Here is a 15203-nt window from a genome sequence, read left to right as displayed (position 1 = left end):
CCGTCAGAGCCGGTGCAGGACTGCCGTAATCCCGGCCGTAGACGATCAGCCGGGATTACGGGTCGGCTGGCTGTCAGTGCAGCAGTCCGGAACGGCGACCGCCGGTGATGCCGGAGTGCCGCCTGCCCATCAGCGATGGCAACAGCGGCCACGATGACCTGGACCAGCAGTTCGAGCCAGTCGACGCCACTGGTCGCGGTCAGGATTCCGACAGCCTTTGCGATCGCGGTCCCGATGAACGCGGAGACGATGCCGACCAGGATGGTGACGAGCACTCCGATGGATTGTCGGCCTGGCACGACGAGTCGGCCGAGCACGCCGATTACCGTGCCGATGAGAATTGCAGTGATAACGCCGGTGATAGTCATCTGTCCTCCAAGGGGGTTTGCAGGTGCAGTTGAAATACCCCCGGCGCCGGCCACATAAACGTCGGCGCGATGTACACACCGCCCACCGCTATCCGAATCGGCCGGCACTGGCCCGGATGTGCGGTAAACGTCGGTCGCAAGAAATTCACCCGGTTGAACGAATCTCGGCCCTAGGGTCGAAGCCTATGGAATCCGCTGCGCAGCCCCACCGGATCGAAGTGGGAGAAACCGTCTGCAACGACGGCACCGTGATCGGCCACACGGCGGCCGGCGAGGGCCCGGCCTTGGTGTTGTTGCCCGGCTGGTCGCTCACCGCACAGATCTTCCGCCATCAGCTGGCTGGTTTGTCGCACACATGGCGGGTGCTGGCGATCGATCATCGCGGGCACGGTCGTTCGTCAACCCCCCAGCTCGGCTATCACATCCACCGCCTTGCCGCCGACCTGCGAACCGTATTGCAGACACACCAACTCGATCAGGTCCATCTGCTCGGACATTCGATGGGGTGCGCGGTGATCTGGTCCTACCTCGAGCTATTCGGTACCGATCGGCTCGCCTCGCTGCTGCTGGTCGACCAGATGCCCTGCGCGCTAAGAAATCCCGCGTGGACCGGTGCCCAGGCTCTCGAGGCCGGAGCGACGATGGACCCCACCGGACTGTTCGCGTTCACTGATCGGCTGCGCGCCGATGGCGATGACCCGCGTCCGGACTTCGTCACCGAGGTTGTCTCCGAAGGCATCGGAGCAGATGAATTGGCCTGGCTCGTGGAGCAAGGCCAGACGTTGGACCGCCGCTGCGCCGCCGACCTGATCTTTGACGTGGCAACCCATGACTGGCGCGGGCTGATGGCGCACATCGGCTTGCCAACGCTGGTGCTGGCCGGCGACTCGGTCAATGTGCCGATCGCTTCCCAACGATGGATGTGGCGGCAGATCCCCGGCGCGCAATTTGCCCGGGTCCCGGGACGGCGGGGTGGCACGCACTTCCCATTCCTGGAAAACCCGCAGACCTTCAACGACGTGGTGTCGCAGCATCTTTGCGCCCACCGGCCCGGCTGAGACCGGCCGGCCTCTGGCAAGCGCTTCGCGGGTACGGTGATCTAGGCCGGTGGGACCATGCGCAGCGAAACCCCGCTGTATCCGCCGGCGACCAAGTTGTATGAATTCGCGTAGTCCGAGTCGTGAAAGCTGAAGAAGTTGAGGACGAGCTTGGAAATCTCGGAACGCCCGGTGAGGTGGCGCAGACCCTGACATGCGTCGATCAGCGACCGCTCCGCCGTGCCATAGGCATGGGCAAAATAGTTCAATCGCTTGACGAAGGCCGGCGCCGCCTTGGCCACCGGCAAGGCATGTAGCGAGTCGAGAGCCAGATTGGTTTGGCGGCGCGTGAGGTCCTTCTCCAAGCGTGTGGTCATCGGGTCGTCGGCGCACACGCGGGCCAACACCTCATCGAACCTGGAATCCGTTGCCGCTGTGGCATCGGTGATCCGATTCGCCAGATCCTCACGGCCGGACTGATTCTTCAACAACTCGGGCCCGATGTCGCTCAGCAGGCAGACGAGACGATTGCACGCTGAAAGTGCGCGGAACAAGAGCAGATCGATCTCTTCCATCGGCACGTCGCGGTACTCGGGTGTGTCCAGCAGGAAGGCGATGTAGTACCCCAGGGTGGTGGAGGCCAAGATCGCATCGGCGCTGCTTTCCAGCCGCTGGCCGATTCCGCCCCTGAGTCCCGTGCCGATCATCCGATTGACGCCGGTGTAGCGCCCGAGCAGATAGCGCCGCACCGGTTCGGCGTAGCGCAGTCCCCTGATGGCGCGCAGCACCCCGCGAGCGGCGATGATGTTGCCGACGAGCAGCGGCCACAGCGCGGCGCGCACGTCAGCTCGCACATTCCGGCCGCATTATGCGTTGAAGGCCTTGACCAGCTGTGAATAGGCAGCTCCACTCGGCGTCTGAATCAAGAAGTCGATGCGACGAGCGCTCGCGCGGCTATCGGCGAGCAACATCGGCGCTGCGGGCCTTGGCCTCGATAGCGCACGGATGGCCGCGTGATTGACATCGGTCGCAAGTTTGCGCCGCAGCCGTTCGTGGGGGCCGTCGAGGCGAGGATCCATGCCGAGCCCGATGCCCAGATCGTTGGCGACAGCGTCGAAAGCCAGGTACGTGTTTAGGGCGGAGCTTTGTCCCAGCAGGTGCTCGGCGTGGGCGTCCTCCATTGAGTACAGAAGTACCTTTTCCGTCATCGCATGCGTGGCTCCGCTGCCGCTGAGACGCAGCCATTCGGGCTGCGCCGGCCTCTGCGGCGACGAGCACCACAGGAAGAAGTCGCGGCACGGCGAGTCGGCAAATGCCTCCTGCAACACGCCAGCAATGCCTTTGGTGAGGTTGTCCAGCACCTCGTCGTGGGAGTTGCGCCGAAAACTGGCGATGTCCACGGCGTTTTCCCCGGCCATCAGCGCTCCCGGCAGCAGATCAGTTGCGACAACGCGATCAGATCGCGGGATCGCACGGCATCGGGCAGTGCCGCGACAGTCGCTTGAATGCGTTGATCGGCGCATCGCTGCACGGCGTGGCGTCCCGCGGCAACGTCGACAAGGGTTGCGGCGCGATCGATGTCACCGGTTGCCATGAAACTGCCGGAGTGGCAGAGCGCCGCCGGTTCGATGGCCGCTTCGGATCGTGAGTTCAGTGCGGCCGCCACCGTCAGTGTCGCGTTACGGCGGCCAAGGTCGTTGACGCATTGGAACGCCAGACCCAATTCACGGCCGAACCGTTCCAACGCCGCAATCGTGGCATCGCCGGCATCGGCGGCCAAAGCGCCTAGACCGCAACAACAACCGATCAAGGCCGCAGTCTTGCCTGCGGCCATCCGCTCGTAACTGTCGACCGGGCCGGCTTGACCGCATTCGAATGCGCAATCCTCGAACCAGCCGATACACAAGTCCAGGCACGACGTCTCCAACCGCATGACCGCCCGGACCGCCACGCCCGGGTCAGGCAGGTCGGTCAGGGTCCGAATAGCCGCAGTCTGCAACGCATCTCCCAACAGGATCGCGTTGTCGATGCCCCAGATACTCCACACCGCGCGCCTGCCGCCGCGGGTCACCTCCCCAGCCATCACGTCGTCATGGAGCAACGTGCCGCTGTGCACCAACTCCACCGCCGCCGCAATCGGCGCCGCGTTGCCGGCATCACCGCCGCAGGCCGCGGCGGCCGCCCAGACCAGAGCGGCGCGAACGAACGTGCCCGACGATCCTGCTAGGGCGGATCTATCGATATCCCACCAGCCAAGGTGGTAGCCGGCCATCGTCGCCAACGGTTCCGGCATCGACTCGACGGCCCTGCGCAACACCGGATCACACGCGGCTCGAGCGCTGCTCAAAAACAGCTGCACAACCTCGGCGGGCACATCGCTCTCACAAGTCCCGTCCGCGGTCAACGTGCCTCCCCAACGCCACGGGAACGTCCAGATCCCAGCGTTGCCAGCAAACTCACAACCAGTGTGTCGGTTTGCCGCGAACCGGCTTTCGACTCTCGATCACCACATCGGATCCTGCCAAAATTATCCGATTGGTGCACAACACGTCTCAATTCATTCCTTGGTTCTCGACGGCGGGTTGCGGCGGCTTTAATGGCGCCTTCACCAAGCATTTTAAATCGATATCAGCCCATCCCCGCGACCAATCAGCAAACCTGACATGGGTTCCGGGCGGCGGCCGCCCTGCCGTGTCTCACGACTTCGGTCCAACCTGGGCGAACAGGCCGAATGCCCCAGCAATCCGTCTCACGCCTGCAACACAAGATCGCGTGGTCGATCCGCCCAGCACCACGTCGGACCGGTTGCGAGATACCCGACGCGGCGCCTTCCGGTGTCGGCAATTGCGTCATCGACGCATACCATCCGGTACCGGCGGCCTGTTACGCTCGGAAAAGCCCACCACAAATTGCGCGCCTTTCAAACAATTCGCAGCGGAGGCAAGGCTATGGGTATTCCTACATTCATGATGTTCGACGCGGCGCCTGACGCGTGTGCACCGTATAGCCATGTTGTCGAAAGCGACGGCTGGTTATGGATCACCGGGCAGATGCCCAACTATCCCGACGACCACGCGAAGCCGCTACCGGACGGGATCGAGGCCCAGACCCGCAATGTGATGCACAACCTCGAGATTGTGCTCGGCGAGCTGGGCATCGGTTTCGGCAACGTGGTGCAGACACGCGCCTTCCTCACCGAGTTCAAACGCGACTACGAGTCGTTCAACGGCGTCTATAAGTCCTACTTTGAACCGGGAAAGCTGCCCGCCCGCACCTGTATTGGTGTCACCGCACTCGCGCTGGACGCCTTGGTCGAGGTCGACTTCGTCGCCCGCAGGCCGTAGCGCGGTGCCCGACACCGGGTTACGCCCCGTTCGGCACGGGCTCAAGGCGGGCAGATGAGCCCTTACGGTGGCGGCGTCGTTACGACCGCCGTGGTGGCTCGCAAGGTACGCCCCGAACACGTCGAGGCCTACCGCGCTTGGCAATCCGAGATTGACGCCGCCACCAGCAGCAGTCCCGGGTTCATCGGAACCAAGACCATTCCCCCGGTGCCCGGTATCCATGATGACTGGGTCATCATCTTCCGGTTCGATTCCAAGGAAAATCTGTCGTATTGGATGCAGTCCGAACGGCGCCGCGAGTTGCTCGAACGCGGCGATCGGCTGCTGGAGACCCCCGCCGAGGAACACACCATGGTCGGCGGCCGGCCGGCCGCCCACGTGGTCACGGTGGTGGCCAGCACATCCCCGCGGCCGGGCCGGGAAACCGAGTTTCTCGCCGCGGAAAAGGCCCTCGAAACGGCGGCGCGGTGCTTCGACGGATTCACCGGCTACGAACTGCTCGAACCCGCTCACGACGGGGGCGCGTGGACCAGTTTGTATCGCTTCACCGAGCCGCGCTACGCCGACGAATGGCTCACGTCGCACACACGCGCCAAGCTGTTGGCTGAACTCAACCAACACATCGAGCGAAACGTCGTGCGCAAGGTGCCCAGTGCCTTCGGCAGTTGGTTCAGTTTCAACGAGGTCGATGGGGCGAACACGCCGAACTGGAAACAGTCGATGACCGTGTTGCTGATGCTCTACCCCACGATCATGTGCATCAGCTACCTCATGACCTACCTGCAGGACAAGGGCGTCCCGTTCTTCTTGCGGACCTTCACTTCCAACATCTTGAGCACCATCACTCTCGGTTTCCTGTTGATGCCGCTTGCCACCCGTGCCCTGAGTTTCTGGCTGAATCCGGGTGTGCCAACACGGATCACGATTCGAGGAACGATCCTCGTCATCGTGCTCTATGCGGTGCTGCTTGGCTTTTGGGCGCTGGTCACTCTCTGAGCCGATGCCTGCTCGCCTCTGCCTCGTCGAGGGGCGCGAGCACGCTGACGGTGATCGGACTGGCCAACAACGCGCTCAGTTGGGCACGGTAGTTGAGGTAATACTCGGTCGTGCGGTGGTGTTCCAGGGCGGCCTGATCGTCATAGCGCTCGATCAACACCAGCTCGCCGTCCGGCGGCGCCTCGTAGAGGTCGTAGCGTCGACAGCCCTCCTCGGATCGAGTGGGACCGACCATGCCCGCGAGCAGCACCCGCAGATCAGCACGCCTTTCCGGTAGTGGGGCGAATCGCGCGATAACGCTTACTGGGTCGGACACGGGTACCTCCTGTTGGGTGGCTGAGGTCACTTTGACACCGTTGTCACTAATCGTTTATAAACGTTACATGATGACTGCGCCTCCAGCTGCAGGGCCCAGCCGTGGCGCTGCGGCGGAGATGGCCGATGACCAGCGCATATCCCGAATCCCGAGCGAGTGCGATGTAATACGTTTTATGACGTCCGATGAGGATTCCCCCCGACACGATCTCGCCGATGCCGACCTGCGAGTCACCCGTGGCAGCGTGCCGGCGAGTGTCCAGCTTGCGGAGTTGTTGAGGACGCAGATCCTGGAGCGGGCGCTGTCCCCCGGCAGCCGGCTGCCGACCGAGCAAGAGTTGATCGCACGTTCGGGTGTTAGCAGGTCGACCGTGCGCGCCGCGGTTGGAATTCTCGAGGACGAGGGCTGGTTGGTCCGCCGTCAGGGGTTGGGGACGTTCGTCGCCGAGCCGGTGAAACAGGACTTGGAGTCCGGTGTCCGGACGATCACCGAGGTACTGCTGAGCCGGGGGGTGACGCCCCGCGTCGAGGTGTTGGCCCATGCGGTCGTCGCGGCGCCCCAGTCGGTGGGTGCCGCCCTGGGGCGTTCGGAAGTGCTGCGGATTCAGCGCCGCTATAGCGAATCCGATCAACCGCTGGCGATCGTGACCTGCTACCTACCGGCGGATTTGCCCCACGACGCCGTCGAACCGCTGCTCTCAGCCACATCGGTGACCGCGACCACCTACACGATGTGGGAACAACGACTCGGCGTGCGCATCAGCTCGGCCACCCATGAGATTCAGGCGGCCGGAGCCTCCCCGGAAATCGCAGCGGCACTGGGCTTGTCGGAAGGCGCGCCCGTTCTGGTGCTGCGGCGCACGAGTTACACCGACGGGGACAAGCCGCTGGAGGTGGTGCTCTTCCACCATCGCCCCGAGCGATACGAATTCTGCGTCACCCTGCCTCGGACGATGCCGGGACAGCGAGCCGGGATGACCGAAAGGTAGACGGTGCCATGCACGAAAACACCAGCAACCCGCCACAACACGGCGGCCCCCAGTTCGGGTTGATCCTGGCGCTGATGACCCAGGGACTGGCGATCAGCGACTATCCCGACATGGTCCGGGTATCCACCCTCGCCGAAAGCTACGGCTTCGATTCCGTTTGGCTCTGCGATCACTTTTTGACCCTGAGTCCCGACGACTACGTCACGCAGGCCGGCATCAGCGGCGAGCACGAGCGCCGCGACGGGCGAGACCGGCCCGCGACGATGCCGCTGCTCGAAGCATGGACAGCGCTTAGCGCACTGGCCCGCGATACCACCTACATCCGCCTGGGGACCAGCGTGCTGTGCAACTCCTACCGCCATCCGGCGGTGCTGGCCAAGATGGCCGCCACGCTCGACATCATCTCCGAGGGGCGCCTGGACCTCGGCCTGGGCGCCGGCTGGTTCGAGCGCGAATTCACCGCCTACGGAATCCCGTTCTTACCCGTCGGGGACCGCGTCACCGGTCTGGGCGAGGCGCTAGAGGTCATCACAGCGATCTGGACGCAGCCCGATCCGGTGTACTCCGGGCGGTTCTACACCCTCGACGGCGCGATCTGTGACCCACCGCCGGTGCAGACACCGCATCCACCGCTGTGGGTCGGGGGTGAAGGCGACCGGGTTCACCGCATCGCCGCCCGCTCTGCGCAGGGAATCAACGTGCGGTGGTGGTCGCCGCAGAAAGTCAAGCAGCGCAAAGACTTTCTGGCCCAGGCCTGCGCCACCGCGCAACGCGACCCCACCACGTTGCGGTTCTCGGTGACCGCCCTGCTCGCGCCGACCGACTCCGCCGAGCAGGAAGCCCAGATCAGGACAGAATTCTCGGCGGTTCCCTACGACGGTCTCATCGTCGGCCCCGCGGATAGGTGCATCGAGCGAATCAACGAATACTACGAGTCCGGGGTGGGCACCTTCTTGTTCACCATTCCAGATGTCGCACGGTCGGACTTGATTCATACCGTTGGCCAAGAGGTTCTTCCGGCGTTCGACTAAGCCGCTACCCGGCCTGGCAACAGTTTTCGGTTCACCGAGTAGGCAAGGATGGGTTCTGTCATGCACGCCAAGAGCGGCCGCAACACTGGTGCCGGCCCCTATCTGGAATCGACCGAGTATCTCGACGCCGACCATCCGGTAGTGGCCGAGCTCGCCGCGAGACTCACCCGCGGGGCAGGCTCCGATGTGGAGCGGATCCGGGCGATCTACTTGTATGTCCGTGATCTCCCCTACGCCATTGCCGAATCTTTCCGCTATCTGGCGGCCGGAGAGCGCACCGCCAGCGCCGTCCTCACCCACGGAGTCGCCTTCTGTATGGGCAAGGCCAGCTCGTTCGTGGCGTTGTCCCGGGCGGCGGGCGTGCCCGCGCGCGTCGCCTTCCAGACGCTGGACTCCCCCGAAAAGGAATTCCTCGCACCGCGCGTTCGCCCGCTGTGGGGCGGCAAACCGGGCCGGCCATTGGCCTGGCACTCACTGGGGGAAGCCTTGCTCAACGGCCGCTGGATCAAGCTGGATGCAACCATCGACGCGCCGACGGCCGCGCGGCTGGGCAAGCCCTACCCGCAGGAATTCGACGGGATCACCGACATCCATACCGTCGAAGGCCCGATCCTGCGCGAAAATGGCAGCTACGCCGACTATCCGCGAGAAGTCGCAGACTGGTATGAGCGCCTCGCTCGCGCGGTCGTCACGGCGCTGAACTCACCCGAAGATCGTCAGGTGATTGCCGAAGACGACGATCTTTGGTCGGGCCCCAAGCGTGCGCAGGTGATGCGTTTCGCGGTTCCCGGGGGCGTCGCCGGCGGTGCCCCACCGCGATGGGTTGGCTATTCGGCGCCGAAGCCGAAAACCGTTGTCGAATCGTAGGTCTGACCCGGGGTGAGCTCGGTGCTCGGGAAGCCGGGGTGATTCGGCGAATCCGGGTAGTGCTGGGTCTCCATCGTGAATCCCGCGCCTTGGCGGTAGATATGCCCGCTGGTGCCGGTGAACGTCGCGTTGATGAAGTTGGATGTGTAGAACTGCACGCCGGGCTCGGTGGTGGAGACGGTCAGGGTGCGCCCCGTTTGTGGATCCTGCACCCGGGCCGCCTCGATCAATTCGGTGTTGTCGGCGCGGTTGATCACCCAGTTTTGGTCATAGCCGTGGGCCAGCAACAGTTGCGGGTCATTGTCGGTGATGTGCGCGCCGATCGCGGTCGGTGAGGTGAAATCGAACGGCGTGCCCCGCACCGCGGTGATCTGCCCGGTCGGGATCAGGGTGGAGTCGATTGGCGTGTAGTTGTCGGCATGGATGGTGACCTTGTGGCCGTAGACGTCAAGTGCGTCCTCACCGGCCAGGTTGAAGTAGCTGTGATTGGTCAGGTTGATCACGGTCGGCGCGTCGGTGCTGGCGTGGTAGTTGATGCGCAGTTGATTGTTCTGATCCAGGGTGTAGGTGACCGTTGTACTCAGTGCCCCGGGAAAGCCCATTTCTCCTGCGGGACTGACATAGTGGAGCTTCAAGCCCACGCTGTCACCGCCTTTTTCCACACTGGCCTGCCACACCTTGGTATCGAATCCGGCGGTGCCGCCGTGCAGGCTGTTACCGCCGTCGTTGATGGGCAGGTGATACTCGTGGCCGTCGAGCGCGAAGACTCCCCCGGCGATCCGGTTGCCGTAGCGGCCGATGATCGCGCCGAAATAGGTCTTGGCGGATCCGGTGTTGTTCAAGTAGCCGGCCAGGGTCGGAAAGCCCAGCACCACATTGCCGATACGTCCGGTGCGATCGGGGACTTCGATCGACTGGATGATGCCGCCGTAAGTCAGGATTTGCACCCGCATTCCGCGCCCGCTGTTGAGCGTGTAGCGGCTCACCGGGGTCGCATCGACCTCACCGAACGGCTCGCTGGTGATCGACGGCGGCCCTGCCGGTGTCGATGCATTGCCGCGGCCCGTGGGCGGGTTGGTTGCCGTGTTGCTGCACGCCGCCAAGCCCGCCACCCCGGCGATGGCGATCAGTTGAAGTCCTCGTCTGCCGCGCATGGGCGCTCCTCGCACTCGTACGAGCAATGCTTGAAACCTGTCGATCGCCGGGGGAAGGCGCGTACCTTCCCGGATGACCGATTTGATGATTCCAAGCTAGACCGGCGCGCCAACGCTGGTCGGGAAGGCACGTCGGGTGCTCAGCGCAATCTCTGATTCCGGCGACCGGGACGACAGGCTGATCGGGGCCACCCGGTCGCGCTGGCGCGCGGTCAACGCACCGCATCTGGTTGCGCTGGTCCGCGCTGGGGCAAAGTTCGGCAACGGCGAACTCGTCGAACGCCCCGACGAGATCGCATGAACCCGCCGCCTCAAGGAAAGCGCTCGCTGGCGGGTCCCTCGTGGGCGACCTACCGGCAGAGCATCGGAGACAGATCCGGGCTGTTCGCAACCCTCGCAGCGGCCTGGGCGCCGGCGAAGGCACTGTATCCGGGCTGCTATCTCGACATCTCGCCCTCGACGGCGATCCCCTCGGTTACCTACGTCGACACCGACCGCCGCGCCGCACGCTACTTCGCCAGTCACGAATTCGCCGTCGCCGAATTGCGGGATCGCACCCGCCCCGGCGTCGAGCCCGATGTGAATTTCCTGCACGCCGACTACACCACCGCACTCGGCCTGGCGCAGGCCCACTTCGACCTGCTCATCTCGCTCTACGCAGGCCCACTGTGGGACCACTGCCAGCGCTACCTCAAACCCCGAGGCCTCTTCCTGGCCAACACCAGCCACGGTGACGCCAGCCTCGCTGCGCTCGACCCCCGACTCGAGCTCGTGGCCGCCGTTCACCACCGCGGTGAGCACTACCGCTTCGACACCGACGCACTCGACAGCTACCTGACCCCGAAGACGCCGACGGCGGCCGACCCCGACGCGATTCGCCGCAAGGGGCGAGGGATCGCCTACACCCGGACCGCGTTCGCCTACCTATTCCGACTGGCCTGACCGAGGCAATCCACCGGTAGTGACTACTTCTTCCACCCGGATTTCGTCGCAGTACGGGACTTTCGGCACTCCCGAGCTGCACGGTTGCCGTGTTGGACTTGCCCGAGACACAAACCGACGACGCTTTGTGCCCAGCAGTTTCCGACTGAAGTGTCGTTGGCGTAGCCACACCTCAGGTCGTTGGCGTAGCCACACCTCAGAAGGAGGTTGCCATGTCACTCTCAGCCCCAGCGGTGCACCGTGGGATCGCAGTCGGCGCATTCAGCGCCGCCCTGCTGTTCGGTAGCGCGGCTATCGCCGTTGCGGATCCGCCGGCGAACTGCACGGCCGCTGACCTGGCCCGCACCGCATCCGGTGTTTCCAACGCCACGGCGGACTACCTGTTCAACCATCCCGACGTGAACGATTTCTTCACCGGTCTCAGGGGCCAGGATCGCGATGCGATGAGCGCGAACACGCAGAATTATCTCGACGCCAACCCGTCGGTGAAAGCCGACCTGCAGGGCATCCGTCAGCCGCTGGTTGATTTCAAGGGTCGCTGCCAATAACCCCTGCGCCGAGCGGTTGGGTCTTTGATCCCGCTCGGCCCGTCGGAAGGATGACTGCCATGCGAATCGGACGGATGAGCCTCGCTGCGATTCTCGCGACCGCCCCCGCCGCCGCGGCGGCGATGCTGGGCGCCGCCAGCGCCAGCGCCGCCCCCGGCGTGGAGCGCTGTGTCGACGTGGTTCGGGTGTCCGCCTGCACCAGCGTCGACATTGGCGTACCCAATATCAACGCGGTGGAGAACATCCCCTACGTCCCGGTGCCGAACATCAACCTGCCCAAGGTCAAGGTGAACCCGGGGCACGTCGGTGCGCCGGGGCGCGGACGGTAACGCCGCAGCTTTTCGCGAGCGGCTGCCCGCACCGGTATCGAACGCCGTGGTGTTGATGGCCGCCCTGATGGCGCCGGTGCGGCATGGACCCTCGAGTGCGCCGTCAAAGGCCCGCGCCTCTGGCGGGGTCTGGGCCCCCACGCGCCGTGCCGATGCGGTGAGGTACAAGGTGTTCTTGTTGGTCCTCAGCAGCGCCAGGCGCTCTCGGAAGGAGCTCGATTGAACTGGTACACTGGCAATACGACCTATGACACCGTCTTGACGATCGCCCTGGCCGTCGCAGCGTTGGTCATCATCGGCGGCTTGTTTATGCAGAGTCCCTATGGTCGCTTCGGCGCCACCGCGGGCGGGGTGAATCTGAACCCGAAGCTGGGCTGGTGGCTGATGGAGATCCCGGCAACCGTGGTGTTCGCCATCTTCTATCTCACCGGCCCACAGCGATTCGATGCCGCGCCGCTGGTGCTTGCGGCCATCTGGCTGCTGCACTACGGCAACCGGGGCTGGTTCTTCCCCCTGTCGATCAGGCAGGTGCCGGGAAAGCGCAGCAGCTTCAACATCTCGGTGCTCGCGGCCGGAATGGTGATCACCTCGATGCACGGATATCTCAACGGGGCGTTCTTCAGCCACGACTACCGGCATCAGTACGGCACCAAGTGGCTGACCGATCCGCGGTTTCTGCTCGGGACGCTCGTGTATCTGGCCGGATTCGTCCTGCTGGTCTGGTCGGAGTCGATCGTGCGCAATCTGCGGGACAAGAAAAACCCGGGTGCCACCGAGTACCAGATCCCCTACGGCGGCGGGTTCCGGTTCGTCACCAGTCCCGCGTACTTGGGCGAGCTGATCGCCTGGGCCGGGTTCGCCCTGCTGACCTGGTCGCTGGCCGGGGTTGCCATCTTTGCGATCACGGCAGGCAATCTGGTTCCACGAGCGTTCGCCACGCAGAAGTGGTACCGCGAGAAGTTCCCCGACTACCCCGCCGAGCGAAAAGCCTTGATACCCGGGGTGATCTGAGCAGTCGGGGCTCGGTTCCGCGGCTTCGTCTCAGCACAGACCCCCGATGCCCCGGCCCCATTGGCACCGGCCTTGGGAGGCATCAGCCCCCAAGGTTGAACGACAGCTCGGTCGGCGGCCGAGAGTTGTCGAGGATCAGCACCGAACTCTGGCTGTTCACGTCGTCGAAAGGGAAGCCGTAGGCCAGGTTGTTGATGCTGTCGGAATGGAAGAACTCCGCCCAGTTGTTCCACCGCCCGCCTGTCGGGTAGTAGTCGGCGACGTTGGACCATTGGTCGGGCGAGATCGCGACACCCCGGTTGAACGCCGCATCGAGTTCGGCGAGGAACGCCCCCTGTTGGGCGGTGCCCACGAACGGGCCATTGGCGGCGAAGACTTCCGCCGTCGTCGGCTTGACCATCGTGTAGGTCGTGGAGCTGCCCCCGGTGGGGGTCACGCTGTAGACGAACTGGTCGCTGGCGTTGACGCTGCCCTGCACCGTGTACCCGGGCCCGTCGTAGTTGAACTGGTTGGTCTGGTAGGTCGTCCAGAAGTCATTGATCGATGGATCAAGCCAGGTGGACAGGCCTCCCGGCTGGGCGGTCCGCGGGGACAGGATCCGCACCGGGTCCCCGGTGGCATCGTGGACGACAAGTGACTGGAACTCCGTGGGGACCGTGGTCGCAAACTGCTGGAACACCTGAGCCCGCGACAGCGTCAGGCCGCTGGTGCCCGCAAAGCCGCTGGAGTCCTGGGTCACCGTCACCGAGAACGGGAACCCGAACTGGTCCACCTGTGTTGTGTTGCCGCCGAACGGGATTGCGCCGTTGTTGAAGGTCATCTCATACCAGTCATAGACGGTGCTGTAGTTCGGATCGGCCGGGTTGGCCGGGTCGGGACCCGCCCAGCCCATGTTGTCGGGGCTGATGGCGATGTAGAGCGGCTGCTTCATCGAGATGAATACCCGGCCGCCCTGAAATTCCGACGGCGTCGTCAGGTTGCCCGCTTGGTCGAGAGTGAACGACATGTTGGCGTAGTTCACGCCGTCCTTCGTCAGGTGGCCCGGGGCATCGGCGGCGTTGTGGTCGATGGGGTGGGCAACCCCGTTCTGGTCGATCCAAGCCCAGTGGCCGGGTGTCGTCTGGCCGATTTCGGTCACGTAGATCTGGTTGTCGGGCAGACCGGTGTTGTTGATGAAGTCCTCGCGGAATCCGAAACCGCCGCCGCCGGCAGCGCCATTGGTGCCGGTCTGCCCGCCGATGCCCGCGTGACCGGGGCTCCCAAACAGTCCGGCCGCGCCGCCCGCGCCCGCGACGCCGCCAGTGCCGCCCGGACCGCCGGCACCGACCACGCCTTCGGCGTTGACTTGGCCCCCGACGCCGCCAGTGCCGCCCGCACCGCCGGCGCCGCCGGTCCCGCCATTGCCGAACAGCAACCCGCCGTGGCCCCCGAGCCCGCCGGCCCCACCCGTGCCTCCGGTACCGCCGCTCTCGCCCGCGGCGCCAGGCGTGCCGGTAACTCCAGTTCCGCCCGCGCCACCGGTTCCGCCATTGCCGAACAAGCCCGCCGCCCCGCCGACACCGCCGGTCTGCCCGGGCGCCCCGGACCCGCCAGCACCGCCGTTACCCCACAAGATCCCGCCGGGCCCTCCGGCTTGACCGGTCCCCGGGGCACCGTTGGCGCCGTTGCCGATCAGCGGGCGTCCCAACAATGCGTTGGTGGGTGCATTGATGAGGTTCAGAGCGTCGCGCATGAGGGTCTGCAAGGACGAGGCACTGGCCGCCTCCGCGGCCGCATAGGCGCCGGCGGAGCCGTTGAGGCTTTGCACAAACTGCTGGTGATAGGTCGCCACCCGCGCACTGATCGCCTGATACTCCTGTGCGTGGGTGCCGAAGAACCCCGCAATCACCGCCGATACCTCATCGGCGCCAGCGGCCAGCACGGCCGTGGTCGAGCCCGCCGCGGCCGCGTTTGCCGCACCGACCGATGACCCGATACCCGCCAGATCCGATGCTGCCGCGGTCACCCACTCCGGCCTCACCATCGCAAATGACATTTGCGTGCCCTCCGACCAACCGCGTGCGCTTGCCCGCCACAATTGCAGAGATAGGCCACAGGTCAACGATGTTGCACAAGTTGAGATAGCCCGTTTTTGCTCTGCGCCGCGGATTCGTCTCACGCAGACGCCAGAGCAGTGACGACAAGCTGGAATCGGGGAAGACGGATCTCAGCGGTAAGAATCGATCGCACTGCGCTGCCGAGAGGAAAAGGCAGCTCAATGGCGTCCGGTGAC

General features: G+C 64.8%; 17 protein-coding genes and 1 pseudogene. 11 read left to right on the top strand and 7 right to left on the bottom strand.

Annotated features, from left to right (window positions below; genetic code table 11):
- Positions 1-73: 73 nt before the first annotated feature.
- Positions 74-368 (bottom strand): annotated as a pseudogene (locus tag CKW46_RS13435) (GlsB/YeaQ/YmgE family stress response membrane protein).
- 185 nt (positions 369-553) lie between these two features.
- Between CKW46_RS13435 and CKW46_RS13430 the strand changes: the two are divergent.
- Complete coding sequence (locus CKW46_RS13430; protein WP_020787570.1) at positions 554-1426, top strand: alpha/beta fold hydrolase; 873 nt, start codon at positions 554-556, stop codon at positions 1424-1426.
- A 41-nt stretch (positions 1427-1467) separates the two neighbouring features.
- Here CKW46_RS13430 and CKW46_RS13425 read toward each other — a convergent pair whose 3' ends face one another.
- The 3 genes from CKW46_RS13425 to idsB are packed head-to-tail and all read right to left on the bottom strand — an operon-like array spanning position 1468 to position 3809.
- Positions 1468-2247 carry a hypothetical protein gene (locus CKW46_RS13425; protein WP_252872424.1) on the bottom strand — a complete coding sequence of 260 codons (780 nt, stop codon included), beginning with the start codon at positions 2245-2247 and terminating at the stop codon, positions 1468-1470.
- A 24-nt stretch (positions 2248-2271) separates the two neighbouring features.
- On the bottom strand, positions 2272-2823 hold the full coding sequence (locus CKW46_RS13420; RefSeq protein ID WP_252872423.1) for a hypothetical protein: 552 nt from the start codon (positions 2821-2823) through the stop codon (positions 2272-2274).
- On the bottom strand, positions 2823-3809 hold the full coding sequence (idsB, locus tag CKW46_RS13415) for a geranylgeranyl diphosphate synthase IdsB (protein ID WP_117436300.1): 987 nt from the start codon (positions 3807-3809) through the stop codon (positions 2823-2825). The genes CKW46_RS13420 and idsB overlap by 1 nt, the downstream gene beginning before the upstream one ends.
- Before the next feature lie 544 nt (positions 3810-4353).
- Between idsB and CKW46_RS13410 the strand changes: the two genes are divergently transcribed.
- Positions 4354-4749: a RidA family protein gene (locus CKW46_RS13410; RefSeq protein ID WP_012394291.1), complete on the top strand. Its 396-nt coding sequence runs from the start codon at positions 4354-4356 to the stop codon at positions 4747-4749.
- Positions 4750-4803: 54 nt separating this feature from the next.
- Entirely contained in the window at positions 4804-5745 is a 942-nt protein-coding gene (locus CKW46_RS13405) for an antibiotic biosynthesis monooxygenase (protein WP_482053254.1), read from the top strand.
- Here CKW46_RS13405 and CKW46_RS13400 read toward each other — a convergent pair.
- On the bottom strand, positions 5735-6061 hold the full coding sequence (locus tag CKW46_RS13400; RefSeq protein WP_117436321.1) for a putative quinol monooxygenase: 327 nt from the start codon (positions 6059-6061) through the stop codon (positions 5735-5737). The genes CKW46_RS13405 and CKW46_RS13400 overlap by 11 nt on opposite strands.
- A gap of 175 nt (positions 6062-6236) precedes the next feature.
- On the opposite strand from CKW46_RS13400, the gene CKW46_RS13395 reads away from it, so the two are divergent.
- From CKW46_RS13395 to CKW46_RS13385, 3 genes are read left to right on the top strand one after another with little or no spacing between them, the layout of a single operon-like run.
- Positions 6237-7049 (top strand): Rv0792c family HTH-type transcriptional regulator, encoded by an 813-nt coding sequence (locus tag CKW46_RS13395; RefSeq protein ID WP_015355389.1) that lies wholly within the window; start codon positions 6237-6239, stop codon positions 7047-7049.
- Positions 7050-7057: 8 nt separating this feature from the next.
- Positions 7058-8080 (top strand): LLM class flavin-dependent oxidoreductase, encoded by a 1023-nt coding sequence (locus tag CKW46_RS13390; protein ID WP_482053253.1) that lies wholly within the window; start codon positions 7058-7060, stop codon positions 8078-8080.
- Between the two features lie 60 nt (positions 8081-8140).
- A complete protein-coding gene (locus CKW46_RS13385; RefSeq protein ID WP_020787577.1) occupies positions 8141-8947 on the top strand; it encodes a transglutaminase-like domain-containing protein in 807 nt (268 codons plus the stop codon).
- Here the strand turns inward: CKW46_RS13385 and CKW46_RS13380 are convergent.
- Positions 8908-10101: an aldose epimerase family protein gene (locus CKW46_RS13380; protein ID WP_015355386.1), complete on the bottom strand. Its 1194-nt coding sequence runs from the start codon at positions 10099-10101 to the stop codon at positions 8908-8910. The two genes, CKW46_RS13385 and CKW46_RS13380, sit on opposite strands and share 40 nt — an antisense overlap.
- Positions 10102-10237: 136 nt before the next feature.
- Between CKW46_RS13380 and CKW46_RS13375 the strand changes: the two genes are divergently transcribed.
- The 5 genes from CKW46_RS13375 to CKW46_RS13355 all read left to right on the top strand — a co-directional run bounded on the left by CKW46_RS13375 (position 10238) and on the right by CKW46_RS13355 (position 12931).
- The gene (locus tag CKW46_RS13375) at positions 10238-10402 is read left to right on the top strand and encodes a hypothetical protein (protein WP_020787579.1); all 165 of its coding nucleotides are present in this window, start codon (positions 10238-10240) and stop codon (positions 10400-10402) included.
- Entirely contained in the window at positions 10399-11043 is a 645-nt protein-coding gene (locus CKW46_RS13370) for a class I SAM-dependent methyltransferase (RefSeq protein WP_015355385.1), read from the top strand. The genes CKW46_RS13375 and CKW46_RS13370 overlap by 4 nt, the downstream gene beginning before the upstream one ends.
- A gap of 212 nt (positions 11044-11255) precedes the next feature.
- A complete protein-coding gene (locus CKW46_RS13365) occupies positions 11256-11591 on the top strand; it encodes a heme-binding protein (RefSeq protein ID WP_012394283.1) in 336 nt (111 codons plus the stop codon).
- Between the two features lie 59 nt (positions 11592-11650).
- On the top strand, positions 11651-11920 hold the full coding sequence (locus CKW46_RS13360) for a hypothetical protein (protein WP_117436320.1): 270 nt from the start codon (positions 11651-11653) through the stop codon (positions 11918-11920).
- A 219-nt stretch (positions 11921-12139) separates the two neighbouring features.
- Complete coding sequence (locus CKW46_RS13355) at positions 12140-12931, top strand: phosphatidylethanolamine N-methyltransferase family domain-containing protein (RefSeq protein ID WP_020725152.1); 792 nt, start codon at positions 12140-12142, stop codon at positions 12929-12931.
- 82 nt (positions 12932-13013) lie between these two features.
- Here CKW46_RS13355 and CKW46_RS13350 read toward each other — a convergent pair whose 3' ends face one another.
- On the bottom strand, positions 13014-14966 hold the full coding sequence (locus tag CKW46_RS13350; RefSeq protein WP_188069431.1) for a glycoside hydrolase family 64 protein: 1953 nt from the start codon (positions 14964-14966) through the stop codon (positions 13014-13016).
- Positions 14967-15203 lie beyond the last annotated feature (237 nt).

The organism is Mycobacterium liflandii, assembly GCF_022354805.1.
Taxonomy (GTDB): domain Bacteria; phylum Actinomycetota; class Actinomycetes; order Mycobacteriales; family Mycobacteriaceae; genus Mycobacterium; species Mycobacterium marinum.
Note: the sequence above shows the minus strand (reverse complement) of the source record. Positions and strands in the feature narration are given on the sequence as shown.

Bases quoted from the DNA above. Each gene is read 5' to 3' on its own strand.
- CKW46_RS13430 (WP_020787570.1), top strand. From the start codon at position 554: ATGGAATCCGCTGCGCAGCCCCACCGGATCGAAGTGGGAGAAACCGTC.
- CKW46_RS13420 (WP_252872423.1), bottom strand. From the start codon at position 2,823: ATGGCCGGGGAAAACGCCGTGGACATCGCCAGTTTTCGGCGCAACTCC.
- CKW46_RS13410 (WP_012394291.1), top strand. From the start codon at position 4,354: ATGGGTATTCCTACATTCATGATGTTCGACGCGGCGCCTGACGCGTGT.
- CKW46_RS13405 (WP_482053254.1), top strand. From the start codon at position 4,804: ATGAGCCCTTACGGTGGCGGCGTCGTTACGACCGCCGTGGTGGCTCGC.
- CKW46_RS13395 (WP_015355389.1), top strand. From the start codon at position 6,237: ATGACGTCCGATGAGGATTCCCCCCGACACGATCTCGCCGATGCCGAC.
- CKW46_RS13390 (WP_482053253.1), top strand. From the start codon at position 7,058: ATGCACGAAAACACCAGCAACCCGCCACAACACGGCGGCCCCCAGTTC.
- CKW46_RS13385 (WP_020787577.1), top strand. From the start codon at position 8,141: ATGCACGCCAAGAGCGGCCGCAACACTGGTGCCGGCCCCTATCTGGAA.
- CKW46_RS13380 (WP_015355386.1), bottom strand. From the start codon at position 10,101: ATGCGCGGCAGACGAGGACTTCAACTGATCGCCATCGCCGGGGTGGCG.
- CKW46_RS13370 (WP_015355385.1), top strand. From the start codon at position 10,399: ATGAACCCGCCGCCTCAAGGAAAGCGCTCGCTGGCGGGTCCCTCGTGG.
- CKW46_RS13365 (WP_012394283.1), top strand. From the start codon at position 11,256: ATGTCACTCTCAGCCCCAGCGGTGCACCGTGGGATCGCAGTCGGCGCA.
- CKW46_RS13360 (WP_117436320.1), top strand. From the start codon at position 11,651: ATGCGAATCGGACGGATGAGCCTCGCTGCGATTCTCGCGACCGCCCCC.
- CKW46_RS13350 (WP_188069431.1), bottom strand. From the start codon at position 14,966: ATGTCATTTGCGATGGTGAGGCCGGAGTGGGTGACCGCGGCAGCATCG.